18 protein-coding genes and 2 pseudogenes are annotated in these 17,171 nt (G+C 68.3%); 11 read left to right on the top strand and 9 right to left on the bottom strand.

The genetic code is table 11. The features are described from left to right. The 4 genes and pseudogenes from OK345_RS02090 to OK345_RS02075 all read left to right on the top strand — a co-directional run. Positions 1 to 365: pseudogene (locus OK345_RS02090) on the top strand (hypothetical protein); the annotation flags it as partial. Between the two features lie 199 nt (positions 366 to 564). Further along, a complete protein-coding gene (yihG, locus tag OK345_RS02085; protein ID WP_265126232.1) occupies positions 565 to 1,464 on the top strand; it encodes a 1-acylglycerol-3-phosphate O-acyltransferase, YihG family in 900 nt (299 codons plus the stop codon). A gap of 158 nt (positions 1,465 to 1,622) precedes the next feature. Next, positions 1,623 to 2,543, top strand: a complete 921-nt coding sequence (locus tag OK345_RS02080) for a M14 family metallopeptidase (protein ID WP_265126231.1) — start codon at positions 1,623 to 1,625, stop codon at positions 2,541 to 2,543. Positions 2,544 to 2,645: 102 nt separating this feature from the next. Then, a complete protein-coding gene (locus OK345_RS02075) occupies positions 2,646 to 3,542 on the top strand; it encodes a dienelactone hydrolase family protein (RefSeq protein WP_265126230.1) in 897 nt (298 codons plus the stop codon). A 98-nt stretch (positions 3,543 to 3,640) separates the two neighbouring features. Here the strand turns inward: OK345_RS02075 and OK345_RS02070 are convergent, their stop codons facing one another. The 4 genes and pseudogenes from OK345_RS02070 to OK345_RS02055 form a co-directional block, all read right to left on the bottom strand. Then, a complete protein-coding gene (locus OK345_RS02070) occupies positions 3,641 to 4,030 on the bottom strand; it encodes a ribonuclease domain-containing protein (protein ID WP_265126229.1) in 390 nt (129 codons plus the stop codon). Between the two features lie 22 nt (positions 4,031 to 4,052). Then, positions 4,053 to 5,138, bottom strand: coding sequence for a hypothetical protein (locus OK345_RS02065; protein WP_265126228.1), 1,086 nt, complete (start codon positions 5,136 to 5,138; stop codon positions 4,053 to 4,055). Positions 5,139 to 5,207: 69 nt separating this feature from the next. Then, positions 5,208 to 5,426, bottom strand: a pseudogene (locus OK345_RS02060) (LuxR C-terminal-related transcriptional regulator); the annotation flags it as partial. Positions 5,427 to 5,451: 25 nt separating this feature from the next. Then, entirely contained in the window at positions 5,452 to 5,667 is a 216-nt protein-coding gene (locus tag OK345_RS02055) for a helix-turn-helix domain-containing protein (RefSeq protein ID WP_265126227.1), read from the bottom strand. A 343-nt stretch (positions 5,668 to 6,010) separates the two neighbouring features. Between OK345_RS02055 and sstT the strand changes: the two genes are divergently transcribed. Then, entirely contained in the window at positions 6,011 to 7,210 is a 1,200-nt protein-coding gene (sstT, locus tag OK345_RS02050; RefSeq protein WP_265126226.1) for a serine/threonine transporter SstT, read from the top strand. 307 nt (positions 7,211 to 7,517) lie between these two features. Here sstT and OK345_RS02045 read toward each other — a convergent pair whose 3' ends face one another. Continuing rightward, entirely contained in the window at positions 7,518 to 8,423 is a 906-nt protein-coding gene (locus OK345_RS02045) for a LysR family transcriptional regulator ArgP (RefSeq protein ID WP_265126225.1), read from the bottom strand. Between the two features lie 135 nt (positions 8,424 to 8,558). Here OK345_RS02045 and OK345_RS02040 point away from each other — a divergent pair, with 135 nt between their 5' ends. The 3 genes from OK345_RS02040 (at position 8,559) to OK345_RS02030 (ending at position 10,583) form a co-directional block, all read left to right on the top strand. Next, positions 8,559 to 9,194: a LysE/ArgO family amino acid transporter gene (locus tag OK345_RS02040; protein ID WP_265126224.1), complete on the top strand. Its 636-nt coding sequence runs from the start codon at positions 8,559 to 8,561 to the stop codon at positions 9,192 to 9,194. 359 nt (positions 9,195 to 9,553) lie between these two features. Beyond that, a complete protein-coding gene (locus OK345_RS02035; RefSeq protein WP_265126223.1) occupies positions 9,554 to 9,940 on the top strand; it encodes a nuclear transport factor 2 family protein in 387 nt (128 codons plus the stop codon). 40 nt (positions 9,941 to 9,980) lie between these two features. Next, positions 9,981 to 10,583, top strand: a complete 603-nt coding sequence (locus tag OK345_RS02030) for a YiiX/YebB-like N1pC/P60 family cysteine hydrolase (protein ID WP_265126222.1) — start codon at positions 9,981 to 9,983, stop codon at positions 10,581 to 10,583. Positions 10,584 to 10,647: 64 nt separating this feature from the next. Here OK345_RS02030 and phaZ7 read toward each other — a convergent pair whose 3' ends face one another. Further along, positions 10,648 to 11,805 carry an extracellular native short-chain-length polyhydroxyalkanoate depolymerase PhaZ7 gene (phaZ7, locus tag OK345_RS02025; RefSeq protein ID WP_265126221.1) on the bottom strand — a complete coding sequence of 386 codons (1,158 nt, stop codon included), beginning with the start codon at positions 11,803 to 11,805 and terminating at the stop codon, positions 10,648 to 10,650. Between the two features lie 180 nt (positions 11,806 to 11,985). On the opposite strand from phaZ7, the gene OK345_RS02020 reads away from it, so the two are divergent. The 3 genes from OK345_RS02020 to OK345_RS02010 all read left to right on the top strand — a co-directional run bounded on the left by OK345_RS02020 (position 11,986) and on the right by OK345_RS02010 (position 14,529). Further along, entirely contained in the window at positions 11,986 to 13,641 is a 1,656-nt protein-coding gene (locus OK345_RS02020) for a hypothetical protein (protein ID WP_265126220.1), read from the top strand. A 120-nt stretch (positions 13,642 to 13,761) separates the two neighbouring features. Further along, positions 13,762 to 13,974 carry a hypervirulence associated TUDOR domain-containing protein gene (locus OK345_RS02015; protein WP_265126219.1) on the top strand — a complete coding sequence of 71 codons (213 nt, stop codon included), beginning with the start codon at positions 13,762 to 13,764 and terminating at the stop codon, positions 13,972 to 13,974. Positions 13,975 to 13,977: 3 nt separating this feature from the next. After that, complete coding sequence (locus OK345_RS02010; RefSeq protein WP_265126218.1) at positions 13,978 to 14,529, top strand: DUF488 domain-containing protein; 552 nt, start codon at positions 13,978 to 13,980, stop codon at positions 14,527 to 14,529. 42 nt (positions 14,530 to 14,571) lie between these two features. On the opposite strand, the gene OK345_RS02005 is transcribed toward OK345_RS02010, so the two are convergent. The 3 genes from OK345_RS02005 to OK345_RS01995 all read right to left on the bottom strand — a co-directional run bounded on the left by OK345_RS02005 (position 14,572) and on the right by OK345_RS01995 (position 17,122). After that, positions 14,572 to 14,811: a DUF2789 domain-containing protein gene (locus OK345_RS02005; protein ID WP_265126217.1), complete on the bottom strand. Its 240-nt coding sequence runs from the start codon at positions 14,809 to 14,811 to the stop codon at positions 14,572 to 14,574. A 522-nt stretch (positions 14,812 to 15,333) separates the two neighbouring features. After that, a complete protein-coding gene (locus OK345_RS02000; protein ID WP_265154813.1) occupies positions 15,334 to 16,065 on the bottom strand; it encodes a carboxylesterase family protein in 732 nt (243 codons plus the stop codon). A gap of 394 nt (positions 16,066 to 16,459) precedes the next feature. Beyond that, a complete protein-coding gene (locus tag OK345_RS01995) occupies positions 16,460 to 17,122 on the bottom strand; it encodes a class I SAM-dependent methyltransferase (protein ID WP_265126216.1) in 663 nt (220 codons plus the stop codon). Positions 17,123 to 17,171: the final 49 nt, after the last annotated feature.

Here is a 17,171-nt window from a genome sequence, read left to right as displayed (position 1 = left end):
GCCTCACGCAGGAAGCCGATGATCTGCTCTTCGGAAAAGCGCTTCTTCACGTCCAATCTCCTTACTCTGGGGAATTGGACTCCAGATCGCCGCGCTACTCAAAACCGGGGGGACGTCGGTTGGACAGGATCGCCGGCTTCATCTTCGGCGAATGCACCGATTGCAAACCCGGCGATGGCTATGGCTCGCTGACGCTGGACCAGATATTCGCCGACTACATCGCGCCGTTGGGAATCCCGGCCTATCGCGGCGCGATGATCGGCCATATCCGCGAGCAGTTCATCGTGCCGGTGGGCGGCAGGGTGGAGATGGATGCCGATGCCGGCAGCTTCCGTCTGCTGGAGCCGGTGTTTTCGGGCATCTGACGCATCCTGGCCGGTGCGGGCAGGCCTTGCCGCGGAGGCCGGAGCGGGATGGCCGGCCCCGCGGGGGCGGTGGCGCGCAGTGCCGCGGGCGCGGCCATGTTTCCCCGGGGCCGCGCGGGCAGGGGGCGAAGCGCGATTGGCCGCCGATTTGATAGGCTTGCGCGCCTCCGTTCGATAGGACTGCCCGCCGGTGTCTCCCATGTTGTGGCTGCGCATTGCGCTGATCCCGTTGTTGATCGCGGGCAACACGTTGTTGCACGTCGGGCCGCTGCTGGCGGTGGCGCTGTTCAAGGCGGTGTTTCCGTTCGAGCGGGTGCGGCTGGCCTGCAATCCGGTCCTGACCGGTCTTGCGGAAAGCTGGATCGGGGTGAACAGCGCGATGATGGGGGCCTTCACCCGTACCCGCTTCGAGGTCGACGTGCAGGCCTCGCTGCAGCGCGACGGCCACTACCTGGTGCTGGCCAACCACCAGAGCTGGGTGGACATCGTGGTGCTGCAGAAGGTGTTCAACCGGCGCATCCCGCTGCTGCGCTTCTTCCTCAAGCGCTCGCTGTTCTGGGTGCCGGTGCTGGGGCTGGCCTGGTGGGCGCTGGATTTCCCGTTCATGGGGCGCTACACGCGCAAGCAGATCGCCCGCAACCCGGAGCTGGGGCGGCGCGACATGGAGGCCACGCGCCGCGCCTGCGAGAAGTTCCGCGCGATTCCCGTGGCGGTGATGAACTTCGTGGAGGGCACCCGCTTCACGCCCGCCAAGCACGATGGGCAGGCCTCGCCGTACCGGCATCTGCTCAAGCCCAAGTCCGGCGGCGTGGCCTTCGTGATCGATGCGATGGGCGAGGGGCTGCATGCGGTGCTGGACGTGACCATCGCCTATCCCGGTGGCCGCCCCACGATGCTGGACCTGATGGGCGACCGCATCCCCGAGGTGCGCGTGCTGGTGCGGCAACGCCCGATTCCGGAAGAGCTGGTCGGCGGCAACTACCAGGACGACCGTGCCTTCCGCGCCCGGTTCCAGCAATGGATGAACGGCATCTGGCGGGAGAAGGACGACGACCTCGCCCGCCTGCTGGGCGGCGAATCCGGCGAGGCGAAGAGCTGACCCGGGAATACCCGGGGAAAGCATGGCGCGGGGGCCGGCTCCGACCTCCGGCCGGTTCCGCCATGGCGTGGGCGCCGGTCGACCCTGGAACGCAGCAGCCCGTGCCGGGTTGGGTGTAGAGTTCCGGCCTCATTCGATGCCTGTTCGAGGTCCGCGCCATGACCAATCCGTCTTCCTTCTATCCCATCGGTACGCCCGGCAAGCCCTGGGGCGAGGCGGAGAAGTCGCAGTGGCTGGCGCGCCAGACGGTCCAGCGCAGCTACGCCGCCGAGGTGGTGTCGGCGATCGACCGGCTGCGCGAGCGTTTCGAGGTGGTGCAGTACGGCGAGCTGGATTATCCGTCCGGACGCTATCCGCTGTTCGCGATCCGCAGCCGCGACTGGGACGACGGCTTGCCGGTGGCGCTGGTGACCGGTGGCGTGCATGGCTACGAGACCAGTGGTGTGCATGGTGCGCTGCAGTTCGTCGACTGGCACGGCGCCGACTATGCCGGCAAGGCGAACCTGCTGGTGGCGCCGTGCGTGAGCCCGTGGGGGTATGAGCGCATCCAGCGCTGGAACGCGCTGGCGCTCGACCCGAACCGCTCGTTCGTGGCCGACAGCCCGGCGCCGGAATCGGCGGCGCTGATGGCGCTGGTGGCGCCGCTGCGGGGCAAGGTGCTGCTGCATATCGACCTGCACGAGACCACCGATACCGACGAGAGCGAATTCCGCCCGGCACTGGCCGCGCGCGACGGCAAGCCGTTCGAGCCGGGCGGGATTCCCGACGGCTTCTACCTGGTGGACGACACGCAGAACCCGCAGCCGGCGTTCCAGCAGGCGGTGATCGAAGCGGTGGCGAAGGTGACGCACATCGCGCCGGCCGACGCCAACGGCGAGATCATCGGTTCGCCGGTGGTGGCGCATGGCGTCATCGAGTATCCGCTCGAGCCGCTGGGCCTGTGCGCGGGCATCAGCGCTGCCCGCTACACCACGACCACCGAGGTCTATCCGGACAGTCCGCGCGCCACGCCGGAACAGTGCAACGCCGCGCAGGTGGCCGCGGTGCGGGCCGCCATTGATTTCGCGCTGGCGGCGTGAGCGCGTAACTGGACGAACCATGGCTGCCGGCATGTCGTGCGGCTGGTAGCTGAGGAGTCTTGCTAGGATGCCGGTCCATCCCGAGAACTACCGGAGGACGTCATGACGAGCCAGCCGCGCAAGACCGTTCGCGACTTCGATCCCGAAGTGCTGCGCCTGTTCGACCAGTACGTGCATGGGGTGATCGACCGGCGTGGATTCCTGGCCGGCGCGGCGAAGTTCGCGGTCGGTACGAGTACCGCCGCGGGCCTGCTGGCGGCGTTGGCGCCGGATTTCGCCAATGCGCAGCAGGTCGTGCCGGACGATCCGCGGCTGAAGGCCGGGTACCTGGAATTCGATTCGCCGCAGGGCTACGGACGCGGCCGCGGCTACCTGGTGCGCCCGGCCAAGGTCGATGGCCCGTTGCCGGTGGTGCTGGTGGTGCACGAGAACCGCGGCCTCAATCCGCACATCGAGGACGTGGCGCGGCGGATCGCGCTGGAAGGCTACATCGCCTTTGCGCCGGATGCGTTGTTCCCGCTGGGCGGTTATCCCGGCGATGAGGATGCGGCCCGCACGCTGTTCCCCAAGCTGGACCAGAGCAAGACCCGCCAGGATTTCATCGCCGCCGCACGACTGCTGCACGGTATCGAGGGCGGCAACGGCAAGCTGGGCGTGGTCGGGTTCTGCTATGGCGGGGCGATGGCCAACTACCTGGCGTCGCAGCTGCCGGAAGTGGCGGTCGCGGTACCGTTCTACGGCGGCGCCGCGCCGCTGGAGGACGTGCCGCGGATCAAGGCCGAACTGCTGGTGGTGCTGGCTTCCGACGACGAGCGGGTCAATGCGCAGTGGCCGGCCTACGAGGCGGCGTTGAAGGCGGCGGGCGTGGCCTATGCGCTGTACCAGCCCGACGGCACCCAGCACGGTTTCAACAACGACACCACGCCGCGCTATGACGCGGCGGCCGCCGCCGAGGCATGGAAGCGCATGCTCGCGCTGTTCGATAAGGGGCTGAGGTAGCCGGCCCGCCCGCGGCGCTGCGCACATGGCCACCCGGCATGTGGCAGGCGCTGGCGGAGAGCTCCCGGAACCGGTAACGGCTTCCGGGAGCGCCTGGCCTATCTGAAGGAGCAGAAGCCGCCGTAGTGATTGGGCGAGTAGTAGCGCTGCTCGATCACCGACTTGGATTTGCCTTCGGTCACCAGGAATACCAGCCGGTAGGCGCCGGCGTCGCCGCCCGGGTCGCGCTGCGCGCGGCCTTCGTAGTAGACCTGGCCACGGCCGGCGGCAGGCAGCCGGTTCTCGTTGTTCCCGAATACTTCCAGATTGATGTACGCCCGGCCGCACTCGGCGATCGGCTGCTCGACGGTCACGCAGTAGGCCATGTTGCGTATCGCCTCGCGCACGTAGTCCGGGAGGTTCCCGCACTGCGGGATATTCCCGGCCCCGGCCTGGGCGAACGGCAGCAGCAGCGCCAGGGTTGCGACGGTCTTGATCAGGATGTTCATGTCGGCTCCTTCGTGGGGCAGGTCACGAGAGTTTGATGCTGGCTTCGGCGTCGACCGCGCTCGTCGGTCCCGGCCACACGCCATGGATGTCGATATGGCGGACGCCGTTGATCCATTCGCCACGCGGGTTGTTCCAGTGGAAGCTCTGGTGCTGGTTCGGACCGACGCAGACGAACTCCAGCTTCAGGTCGATGTTGCTGGCATCCAGCGGGATGTCGCCGAAAGCGGTGGTCAGGCCGCCGGAGACGCTTGCGGTGCGTTTCTGGTGGCCCTTGCCGCAGTCGTAGTTGAGCTCGGCCTTCACGATGTAGGTGCCGCCATGGTTGTTGCGCAGGACCAGCTGGTACGAGCCGATCCGGGTGATCCAGCGCGGCAGCAGCAGGCGGCCGTCGAACGAGGCGAAGCTGAAGGCGATCGGCACTGGCGACGCGGGCAGGGTGTTGGACTCGCTCGGCCACAGGTGCTTGTCGGTGCTCTTGGTGGCGTTGGTGCTGACGAAGGAGCCGCTGCCCTTGGCCTCGCCCAGCATCTTGTGGATGCCCGAGGCGCTGCCGCTGATCGAGAAGCTGTTGTCGTCGGACAGCGAGGCCAGGTTGAGCCCGCTGCGCGCGTACAGCACGCTGGTGATCACGCCGAAGCCCTGCGAGATTCCGCGGTCGCTGGACATGCTGGCCGCACTGGCCTGGCTCTCCAGCCATTCCATCCGGCTGCCCAGCAGCCGGTCGATCGCATTGAGCGTCACCGTGGCGTCGAGCGCGCACTGCGACACCATGTCGCCGGCCTTGGCCATCTTCCATTCGACCTGCACGCCGGCGGTGATCTTGACGCCGGTCTCGGGGTCGGTGGCCGAGCCGTCCAGGGAAATGCTGCTTTCCTTGCGGGAAACCGAGCTGGTCATCATGTTCCAGTCGGAACTGAGCGGGGTGCGGAGAATGTCGGTTTCGCCCAGGCCGTCGAGTTTCCGGTTGACCAGGCGGAACTCGCCGCTGGCCGGATCGAGTATGCCGACCGCGCCCGGTGCGATGTCCGGGCTCAGCGCCCAGTTGCCCCAGTGTGCAGGCAACGATCCGCGCAGAAGTTGGGTGAATTGCTCATTCCAGTTGTGCATGGCACTTCCTCTGTTGGCTTGATGCATGTGCATCGATGCCCATTCTGGAAACGCCTCCGGTGGCGGCAATTATCCCGATTGCGTAGTCGTGATCCGCTGCGGGTGGTCCGCCGGCGGCGACGGCAGGGCGTCGAAGGCGACGATCAGCGACGACAGCGTGGCCGCGCCCAGCTTGCGCATGGCGTTCTGGCGATGCTTGTGCACGGTGCGATGGCTGATGCCCAGGCAACGGGCGATGTGCTTGCTCGAAAGCCCGCTGGCGGCCGCCCGCACGACTTCGCACTCACGTGGGGTGAGCGGGGTGCGGGCCGGATCACTGCGCGCGGAAGTCCACCTTCGGCCGTGACAGTCCGTGCGCGTGGGCGATCAGCTGGGCGCTGCCGCGCAGGCCCAGTTTTTCGCAGATGTTGGCGCGGTGCTTGCGCACCGTGCATCGGCTGATCCCTAACAGCGCGGCCTGTTGATCGACCCTGGAATGGATGGGTATCAGGCGGATGATCTCGCGTTCCCTCGGCGTAAGCCGTCGCATGCTGCAGCTCCCGCGGCGCTGTCGGTCGCGGCCATGCCCGCGGGCCGGACAGCGGGACCGGCTGCATCGAAATGGGCATGGCAGGTTTGTCGTCGGTCGGCTGCACCGGGCTCCCCGCCCTGCAGCGGCATCCGGTGTATCCGATCGGGCCGCCGCATTCGACGAACCTCATCACGGATTGAAGGGCGGGCGGCGGACACGCCCGTGCCGGCGATTCCGCAGGGGGCGCATCGGCCGGGAACGGGAGGAGGACGCGCATGCCGACGGTCCGATACCTCTGGCACCGCCGTCCGCGGAGCGGATTGGGCGACAATAGGGGCTGCTCCTGCCGGAAACACCGCCCATGCCGTCCTTCCTTCGTCGCCCCGGCCTGGTGGCCCAGATCGTCATCGGCCTGGTGGCCGGCATCGTGCTCGCACTGGTGTCGCCGCGTGCCGGTGCCGCGGTCGGCCTGCTGGGCACGGTGTTCATCTCGGCCCTGAAGGCGGTGGCGCCGGTGCTGGTCCTGGTGCTGGTGGCCGCCTCCATCGCCAACCATCGCAAGGGTGGGGAGCCGACGCACATCCGGCCGATCCTGGTGCTCTACCTGATCGGCACCGTTGCCGCATCGTTGATCGGGGTGGCGGTCAGCTTCCTGTTTCCCACCACGCTGGAACTGCGCGTGCCGGCCGGGGCCGCGCTCAACCCGCCCGGCGGTATCGGCGAGGTGCTCGGGACACTGGTGCTGAAGATCTTCGACAACCCGGTCAACGCGTTGAAGGAGGGCAACTACATCGGCCTGCTGGCGTGGGGCATCGGGCTGGGACTGGCGCTGCGCCATGCCAGCGACAACACCCGCCAGGTGGTGTCGGATTTCTCCGAGGCCGTCACCTGGCTGGTGCGGCTGGTGATCCGGTTGGCGCCGCTGGGCGTGTTCGGCATCGTCGCCTCGATCCTGGCCGAGTCCGGGCTGGGGGCGTTGAAGGCCTACCTGCACCTGCTCTACGTGCTGGTGGGGGCGATGCTGTTCGTGGCGCTGGTGGCCAACCCGCTGATCGCGTTCGCGGTGATGCGCCGCAACCCGTATCCGCTGGTGCTCACCTGCCTGCGCGAAAGCGGCATCACCGCCTTCTTCACCCGCTCGTCGGCGGCCAACATCCCGGTCAACCTGGAGCTGTGCCGCAAGCTCGGCCTGCACGAGGAAACCTATTCGGTGGCGATCCCGCTGGGGGCGACGATCAACATGGCCGGCGCGGCGATCACCATCTCGGTGCTGAGCCTGGCCGCGGTGCACACCCTGGGCATCGCCGTGGACCTGCCGACCGCGCTGCTGCTGAGCGTGGTGGCGGCCATCGGTGCCTGCGGCGCTTCGGGCGTACCGGGCGGGTCGCTGCTGCTGATCCCGCTGGCCTGTGGCCTGTTCGGCATCAGCGACGACATCGCCATGCAGGTGGTGGCGGTCGGCTTCATCGTCGGCGTGGTGCAGGACTCGGCGGAAACGGCGCTCAATTCCTCCACCGACGTGGTGTTCATCGCCGCGGCCTGCGAGCGCAACGCCACCTGAGCCGGGGCCGGGTGGCCGCCTTGCGCGCCCATCCGCATCGCCCGAGCCTTGAACCGTCCGCGTAGCGGCGACGGCAACGACTGTCCAATGGAAGCCTCCAGGTTGCGATGAAGGTATCGCTTCCTGGCTCCGCGCCCTCCGGCATGCGGGCGGCTTCGGGCATGGCTTTCTGCCGGAGGCTGCGCCTCCAGGATGGTGTCTTGCAGGTTTCTGGGTTCGTCATTCCCGCTTGAACAGCCATGACCAGCACTTCGGCTGTTGAAAGTCGCGGGGACGACGAGTGGAAAGCTGCTTGCGGGACACCGAACTAGCGGCGCTTGCGCACCAGCGCCGAGGCCGCTTCCAGCACCGCGCGGGTGAGCAGGGCCATGGTCTTCACCTCGCCCTTCCAGTGCTGCCAGTACAGCGGCACGTCTTCCCATGCGCGCTGCTTGACGTAGACCAGTCGCCCGCTTTCCAGGTGGCGGCGCACCAGCGGCAGCGGGTTCATGGTCCAGCCCAGCCCGCCGAGGTTGGCGTGGACGAAGGCGCGGGTGGACGGGATCCACCAGGTCGGTGCGTTCAGCGGTTGCTCGACGCCGGCCAGCCGGCGCGCGTAGCGGGCCTGCAGGTCGTCCTTGCGGTTGAACACCAGCACCGGGGCCTGCGCCAGCGATTGCGCGTTGACGCCGCGGGCGAAGTGGCGGGCGTGGAATTCCGGGGTGCAGGTGGCGGCGTAGCGGATGCTGCCCAGGGCGTGGATCTGGCAACCCTGCACCGGCTCGGCCAGGGTGGTCACCGCGCCCAGCACCGCGCCCTGGCGCAGCAGCGCGACGGTGTGGTCCTGGTCCTCGGTGTGCAGGTCCAGGGTGGTGCCGGTGGACTCGGCGAACCTCAACGCCGCTTCCGGAAACCAGGTCTCCAGGCTGTCGTGGTTGACCGCCACCGGGATGCTGGCCCGCGGCAGGTCGGCATCGGCGATGCCCATGCGGTGCAGGGCATCGTGTTCCAGCAGCGCGGTCTGCTCGGCCAGTTGCACCAGTATCCGCCCCTCGGGCGTGGCCTCGGCCGGAGACGAGCGCTTGACCAGCAGGTGGCCGACCCGGTCCTCCAACGCCTTGATCCGCTGCGAGACCGCCGAGGCGGTGACGTTGAGCGACTGCGCGGCGCGCTCGAAGCTGCCTTCGCGGATCACCGCGGCGAGGGCGCGGAGCTGGGCGTGGTCGATGCGCATGGCATTAGCGATTCTTAAGTTGGTTAAACAAGTTTAGATCAACTTTTTATTGTTGCGGTGCGACAATCCTTCCCGTCGCAGCGCCAGGGCTTCCCCCGGCACTGCTCTCCCACCCCTGCAACAGGCAGTACTTCCATGTTTTCCGCACTTTCGGGCAATGCCGGCCTCGGCGCGTGGTTCAGCGGCGCGGCCATCGGCATCGGCCTGTTCGCCATCGTCGGCGCGCAGAGCGCCTTCATCCTGCGCCAGGGCATCATGCGCCAGCACGTGATCGCGGTGATCGGCACCTGCGCCGCCATCGACGCGACCTTCATCTTCGCCAGCGTGGCCGGGCTGCGCACCGTGACCGAAAACCTGCCGTGGCTGACCACGGTGCTGCTGTGGGGCGGCGTGGCGTTCCTGGTCTGGTACGCGCTGCAGTCGGCGCGCCGGGCGCTGAGCGGCGGCGGTGGCCTGCACGTGGACGACAATGCCGAGTCCTCGCGGCGTGCGGCGATGCTGGCCGCGGCCGGCTTCTCGATCGTCAACCCGCATTTCTGGCTGGACATGATGGTGATCGGTTCGATCGCGGAGAACTTCGGCCATGCGCGCATGGCGTTCGCCGCCGGCGTGGTCACGGCCAGCTTCGTGTGGTTGACGGCGCAGGGCCTGGGCGCGCGCCTGCTGGCGCCCCTGTTCACCAAGCCGGGTACCTGGCGCGTGCTCGACGGCACCATCGCGGTGATCCTGAGCGTGCTGGCGTTGACCCTGGCCATCCGCGGCGTCCACTGAGGCGCGAAGCCATTGCGTACTCGGCGGCCGCTTGCGCGATGCCGGCGGGTACTGCCTGCAGGCCCGATAGAACCGGTTTCGGCACAGGGACGTGCCACTTGTTCCAGCACACGGACGTGCTGTTTGCCGGTTCCGTGACGGGTGCTGCCCGCTGCAGCTGGGGCGCGGTACGGATCGCCCCGTGTCGAGGCCGGCTATCCCCCTTCATTTCCTTCCCGTCCGGCCGATACCGATCCGGTATGCGCGGTCCCGGGCGATCGTTCCGGGCGCGTGCAGCCGCAATGCCGGTGCGGTCGGGAGGTTCCATGCCCGGCGGCAACACGCGCGTTGTCCGAACCTTCCTCCGAACAGGGAATCGCATGTCCATTCGCAGCTGCTGCCTGGCCTCCGCCGTCTTCGCTTCCGCGCTCCTGTTGTCCGCCTGTTCCGGCGGCAGCCCCGAGGGCGTGGTCAAGTCGTTCTACAAGGCGCTGGACAATGGCGAGGTCCGCCAGGCGCGCAGCCATCTGTCCAAGCGGGTGGTGGAGATGCTGGGCGAGAACAAGCTGGACATGGCACTGGGCAACGCGGCCCAGCAGCTCGCCGGCTGTGGCGGCATCGGCCGCCTCGACGTGGCGCTGGAAGGCAAGGGCGAGGTCCGCAAGGGCTCCGCTTCGGTCACCTTCAAGGGCGACTGCCCGGCCAAGAAGGAGGCGGTGAGCCTGATGAAGGAAGACGGCAAGTGGAAGATCAGCGCTGGCAAGTAAACGGCTGACCTGCTGGCTGCTGCTGGCGTCGGCGGCCGGCGTGTTGGGCGGCAGCCGCTTCGAAACCGGCGGTGCCGCGCCGGTGGCGCAGGCCGGCATTGTCCTGCCTGCACCGGAACGGCTGGCCGAAGGCGACCTGGTGTTCCGCCGTGGGCGCGACCTGATGAGCCGGGTCGTGCTCAGCCAGGGGCAGGACAGCCGCTATTCGCATGTGGGCATGATCGTCCGCGAGGAGCGGCGGCTGTACGTCATCCATGCGATGCCCGATGAGGGCGGCGTCCCCGGCGGCGTGCGGCGGCAAGCGCTGGAAGACTTCATCGCGCCCGAGGTCGCCGCCGACGCCGTCGTGTATCGCATGCAGGGACTCACCGCGGCGCGGCGCACGCAGGTGCGCGACTATCTGCTGTCGCGGCTGGGCACGCCGTTCGACGATGATTTCCGGCTTGGCGACGACAGCCGCCTGTATTGCACCGAACTGGCGATCAAGGCGCTGTGGGCGGCGGGCCTGGAACCGGCATTCGCGACCCACCAGGCCTTCCTGCTGGCCGAAGCCGTGGTGCCGCCGGACTACCTGCGCCAGGCCGGCGGAATGCTGCCGGTGGAAGCCGGTGCGGATGCGCCGCTGCGGGACCCGCCCGGCTGACGGACGGCCGGGACGCGTCGTTGCCGCAAGGCGGTCGACGCGTCGTCCCGCGTGGCCCGGCGCCTCAGCGGTTCACCGCAGGACCGTGCACGCCGCCGTAGCCGCTGGCGCAGTCGATGCTGCACTGGGTGGTCAGCATGTTGGCGACGATGCGCCCGGCGTTGTTCTTGGAGCGGAAATGGCCGACGCCGTTGCTGGTGTCGCCGCCGCCGAGGTTGTACGGGCTGCCGTCGGACCAGTTCCAGTCGAAGCCGTAGGAACTGCTGCCGGCGCCGATGTCGACCTGGGCGATGACGTTGGTGGCGCCGTTGAACAGGGCGCCATCGCTGCAGCCGCTGCTGTAGCTGGTGGTGAAGCACTGCACCTGGTCGCGCAGGCCGGCGGTGATGGTGTAGAAGCGGATGCCGCTGTAGCTGGCCGGCAACGTGCGCAGGCTGCCGGCGCCGCTGCCGGTCCAGCGGTTGTAACCGAAGTAGGTCACCCCGCTGCTCGGATACAGGCCGAAGGTGTAGTGGTTGTACGGGTAGACGTAGGCCTCGGCGTTGCAGGTCGGAGCGTAGGCGGACTGGTAGCCGGTGCTGCGGCAGGTCTGCAGCCCGCGCAGGCCGCCGGCGATGTTGACGAAGCGGCGCACGCTGCCCTGGTAGCCGTGGTACTTGATCATGGCCAGCGCCATCGACGAACCCAGCGAGTGGGCGACGATGTCCACCTGGCTCTTGCCGGTGTAGGCCTTCACCTTGTCGATGAAGGTCTTGAGCACCTGGTACGTGGCCGGCTCGTGGTAGTTGAACTGCGGATAGGCGCGCTCGTCGGCGTCCAGGTAGGTCACCCCGAACAGCTCGCAGTCGTTGTAGCCGCTGGCCTTCAACTCGTCGTAGACCGAGCGCGGCGGGGTGGTGTAGCCGGTGACCGCGCCGGGCGGCATGTCGAAGCTGATCGCGCTGTCGCCGTTGCCATGGATGAAGACCACCGGCGTGCGGCTGGCGCTGCAGTTGCCGCCGCCGAAGCCGCCGTGGCCGACGCCGGGATTGAAGCCGCCGGCGTACTGGCTGGCGGTTCCCTGGCAGGTGTAGCCGTTGTTCGTGCCGCAATCCAGCGCCTGCGCCTGCCCCGGAAGCAGCGCCGCGGCGGTGCCCAGCAGGGGCAGGACGGCGCTGAGCGCCAGGCCGGCGAGCGTGCCGGAGAATCGTGTCGGAACGTGCTTCAAGCGACTGCAGGACATGCGTGCCTCCCGGGCTGGGCCTGACGAATAGAAGCCGACCCGCCGATCCTGTGCCGCCGCCGGCGCCACGACCATTGCACCTATGGCCGATGACCGGGCCACTGGCGACCGCTGCCGGCCCTTCTAAAGAATGGCCGGCGGCAGCCGATAGGGGGTCATTCTCTTTTGCGCGAGACAGGGATGAACAGCGAATACGCGAGTGCCGGGGCAGACGCGCTGGATGCCAATCCGATGCGGTTGACCAACTTCTTCTACGTGGTGCTGGGAACGCTGAACATCGCGCTGGCGTTGTGGTCGATGCAAGGCGTGACCCGGGCCATCTCCGCCGGCGGCTGGCAGGCCGGGCTGGGGCTGCGGGTGACGGTGGTGGTGCTGATGCTGGTACTGGGCGCGCTGCAGTTCCGGCAGGCGATGCGCCATTTCAAGATCAGCTACACCCCCGAGGAGATCGGGCCGTTCGTGTCTCCGGGGGGCGACAGCAGCAACCGGCAATACCTGGCCTCGGTCGCCGCGGAAGGCATCAGCAAGGCCTCGACCCCGGACAGCGCGCTTGGCAGCATGCTGTACGGGCTCATCCCCAAGCTGGCCTACGCGCCCGTGCCCATCCGCTACCACGCCGAGATGCAGCTCAGGCACGCGGCGCACGTACTGGTCCTGATCCTGTGCTTCGGACTGGCCTGGCTGTTCGCGCAGCCTGCGGTGTTCGCATGGATGGCACTGGCCTATTTCGTCATCGCCGTGGCCGTGCTCAAGCCGCACCGCACGCTGCAGCGGATCGGCCGTGGCGTGACCGATACCGAGGCGGGGAAACGACCGCTGGAGATCAAGCTGCCGCTGATCATGATGCTGGTCGTGGCTTCGGTGATCCTGCCGGCGGTGCTGCAGGGTTCGGTGGCCCGGATACCGCCGACGCCGTTCAACCCGGCGGTGGTGATCGTGCCGACGGTCGCGATCCTCGGTTCGACGTTCATCGCCAGCGTGCTGTTCGTACTGGCGTTGATCGCGCAGACGCGCTCGCTGGCATCGTCCGGGGTGACGATGCAGGTGGTGGAGAACCACCCCTTCCGCGAGACCTCCTCGGGCCTGCTGGATACGTGGCTGGACAACATCCCTGTGCCGCGCCGGCGATACTCGCACGACCGGCAGGCGCGGGCGGGAACCGCCAACGGGGAGTTCTCCGGGGAGATCATGTTCGAAACCGAACCGACGTTGAACGCAGGCAGTTCGGCAGGCACGCTGCGCGAGGCGTTCTCCGCGGCATGGGCCAGCGAATCCGACCGGCCACTGCTCGGACTGCAGCTGTTCGGCCTGATGCTGGGAGTGGCGGCAGCGTTCATGGCCATGGCGTTCAGTCGATACGGGCAGGGCGCGCTGGTGGGGCTTGTGGCCCTCGCCTTCCTTGCGTCTTCGCAGTTCGCACTGCTGTCCGCGCACCGGCTGTGGCTGCGTACCGATTTCAGTTCCACCGTGTACTGGCTGCGCTACCGCGGCGCCTACAAGTTCACCCAGAGCGAGACCGGTAATGTCCTGCATGGCGAGGGGACGCTGCGGGAGGAGCGCTTCAAGCTGCTCAACAGCCGCCTGGAAATCTGCGTGATGCGTATCGGCAGCGTGTGCTTCGGCAAAAAGGAGACGCGGCTGGTCACCTCCGTCGACCTGCTGTCGGAGGAGTGCCGGCGCATGTACGACCTGGCCGTGGGATACGCGCAATCCGCGCGTCATCTGGACCGGGAAGGGGACATCGACGAACTGGAACGGCGCAACCTGCTGGCAACACCACCCGCGCTTCCCACCGTAGCGGCGGAGTCTTCGCACCCGGTCGTTCCACAAGCCTAGCCGCGCATGCTGAATTTCCGGCATCGCCCGCCGGTGGAATCGGTGGGCGTTGGCCGCTTACACCGCATGAACGCCTCGAATGCTGCAATGCCCCCCCCGGATGCCAGGAGAGCTTGCGGCATGGCGCACGACTTCAAGGTGGGCGATCACGTCGGCTGGAACTCGGAGGCCGGCCAGGTCAGCGGCAGGATCGTCAAGGTGCACACGCGCGACACCCTCTACAAGGGATACGTGAGGCATTGCAGCGCGGACGATCCGCAGTACGAGATCAAGAGCGACCGCAGCGACCATGTGGCCATGCACAAGGGCGCGGCCCTGCACCGGATCGATTGAGCGATGTCCCCTGCCGCCATGCCGGAAACGGTCTGGACCGTCGGCCATTCGACGCGCCCGCTGGAGGAGTTCCTGGAACTGCTCGCCACCTTCCCCATCGATGCGGTCGCCGACGTGCGGCGCTTCCCCGGTTCCCGTCGCTATCCCTGGTTCGCCGGCGAAGCGCTGCGCGAAAGCCTGCCGGCGCACGGCATCGCCTATCGCCGGATCCCGCAGCTGGGCGGCCGGCGCAAGGTGCTGGCGGGGTCGCCCAACGGCGGCTGGCGCAATCCTTCGTTCCAGGGATACGCCGATCACCTGGCGAGCGCCGAGTTCGCCGAGGGGCTGGCGCAGGCCCTGGCGCTGGCCACCGACCGGCGCATGGCGCTGATGTGCGCCGAAGCGCCATGGTGGCGCTGCCATCGCGCACTGATCGCCGATGTGCTGAAGCTGCGCGGCATCGAGGTGATCCACATCCTCGATGCCACCCATGCCGTGTCGCACCCGTATACGGCGCCGGCACACATCGTGGACGGCCGGCTCAGCTACGCGCCGCGGCAGGCGCCGCTGTTGTAGCCAAGCGGCGCGTCCCGGTTCCGCCGGGCCGGCGGCGAAGCTTCAGCCCGCCGCGCGCAGGGCCAGGTTGAGCTGGTCGACCACTTCGGCCCAGTCGGCATCCTCGGCGAGTTCTTCGCGCAGCAGGGCGGCCTGTGCGGGTGTCCAGAACGGCGCATCCGCCAGCGCGGTGTGCTCGGGCAGTGGGGAGTGGCCGACGATGAAGGCACGGATGCCGGCCTTGTCCGAAGGCAATCCCAGCTGCGCGAACAGCTCGGAGAAGGGGTGGACGGGGTGTTCCATGGTCGCGCTCCCGGCAGAGAGATGAGCCCGAGTCTAATGCGTGCGGAGGCGGAGCGGGTGATCGAGCCGCCGTCTGGCTACGCCGGGAGGCACCATCGCGGATCGGCCGGGAACGCGGCTCGCCTGCCGGCGTTGTTCAGAACGTCCCCAGGGATCTCAACACGAGCAGCACGCCAGCAACCATGGCGACAATGCCGATACATGGAAGAACCAGGCCCATCACCCGCATGGATATTTCCTTGAGATCTGACGCATGAGCTGCGCCGCACCGCGAATGGTGCCGACCGGAATGAATTGTCGGGCCGCGATGCTATCACTGCGACTCCGATCGGTCTCGCCTTGCAAGTCGCGATGACACCTGGAGACTGATCGGCAAAGCGGCCGGCGCACGAAGGATGGGCTTTGGCAGGCGATGCCAACCCGGATGGCGGGATGGAGCCCACCTAGCCTGATCATTCCGCCGCCATTGATCGGAAATTCCATGCCGTGCCATCGATGCGGACGCCACAACCGCAACGGCGCTCAACGACGCTGCTGGAACAGCCATTGCCACATCGCCGGGTCGCGGTAGGTCGGATCCCAGGCGTTGTGGTCGACATCGGGATACTCGGTGTAGCGGAAATCCGCGCCGGCCGCGAGCGCGGCCCGGTGGAGCCGGCGGTCGTCGTCCGGCGGCACGATGTCGTCGCGGGCGCCGTGGAAGATCCAGGTCGGGACGTCGTGCAACCGGGCGACCACGGCGGCGTGGGGGTCTGCCTCGCCGGTGACCTGATCGACCCGCAGCGTCGGGCGTTCCGGGCGCGGGATGCTGAGCCCGCCGCAGATCGGCACCAGCGCGGCGAAGCGGTGCGGGTGCATCAGCGCCACTTCCCAGGTGCCATAGCCGCCCATCGACATGCCGGTGAGGTAGGTGCGTCGCGGATCGGCGCCGAATTCCCGGCTTGCTGCGTCCAGCGCGGCCACCGCCATGCGCGCGTTGCGTCCCAGCCACTCCTCGTCCTCCGGCACCTGCGGGAACACGGCCAGGGCGGGGAACGTATCCGCGTTGGCCCGCAGCCAGGGGCCCAGGCCGGCCAGCAGCGGGCGTTCGCCGTCGCTGCCGCGCTCGCCGGAACCATGCAGGAACAGCACGATCGGCGTGCCCTGCGGATCGTGCCGGGCCGGTACGAACACCTGGTAGCGGAACGTCCGGTTCTCGATCTCCAGGGTGCGGGCAACGAAATGGCCGCTGGCGGCGGGAGGTTGCGGTGGCATCGCGGCGCATCCGGCGAAAAACGGCATCAGGACCAACAGGGAGAGCAGTCGGATCATCGGTCGTCCCGGCGTTCGGGGAAGCCGCAGCTTATCCGACACCGGCGTCGCAATGGCGAGAGGCGGTCGGCAACGGGCGGAGCGGGCATCGACCGGCCCGCTCGGATGAAACGCCGGCCGCGGGCGATGCCCTGCAGATGCCGGCTGGGAGTGTCGCCGGTTCCGGGAGAAGTCCGATGCGCGGAGCCGGCGTGGCGTGGCCGCCATGCCGCCGGTCGCGATGTATCCGATGGGCGATGGGGCCGGGGCGGACGAAGCGCGATGCCAGGCGTGCATTCTGCTGCCATTGCGGACGCTGGAGTTTCCGGCGGACCGTGGGCCCGGCCGCCGCCGTGGCTCAGGCCGGGAGCGTGCGCCGGAAGTGCAGTACCCGTGGCGTGTCGGCCGGCGAATCGGCGGCCGGGGTCGCGCACAGCGTGGCCTGCAGACCGAATCCCTGCGCCTCCAGCAACCGCGTGAACAGGCCGCCGCTGCCACGCCCGGGATCGGTGATGACCATCTCGGCCGCGGGCAGCGCGTGGCGCTGCACCAGGTCCGCCAGCAGCCGCGCGTGGTTGCGCTCGTACATCACGTCGCTGGCGATGATGACGTCGAACATTCCCAGCGTGGGCAGCGGCGTGTCCCAGTCCAGATGGCGGAAATGCACCGCCGGCAGCTCGTTCATCGCCGCGTTGTAGGCCAGGAACGATTCCGCCAGCGGGTGGATGTCCGAGGCGACCACCTGTGCGCCGCGCCGTTGCAGCACCAGGCTGGGCAGGCCGATGCCGCAGCCGAGCTCGAGGATGCGCTTGCCCGCGATGTCGAAATCGTCCATCGCCTGCGCCAGCAGCTCCGCGGCCGGCCAGACCTGGCCGAACAGGCTCCATTGCGCCGAGGAAATGCCCAGGCGCTCGCCGTGGCCGTCCGGGTCGGAGAACTGCTGCAGATCGCGCAGCACGCGGAGCCGGAAGGGATGCTTGCCCACCTGCAGGTCGAGGTGGCGGATGTCGTAACCAGGCATGTGCTCTCCCAGAGCAGTGCAGCCTGCGTGCAGGCCGAGGTAAGGGAAG

The organism is Xanthomonas chitinilytica (genome assembly GCF_026107455.2).
Taxonomy (GTDB): domain Bacteria; phylum Pseudomonadota; class Gammaproteobacteria; order Xanthomonadales; family Xanthomonadaceae; genus Stenotrophomonas; species Stenotrophomonas chitinilytica.
This window is presented reverse-complemented; position numbering and strand designations above follow the sequence as displayed.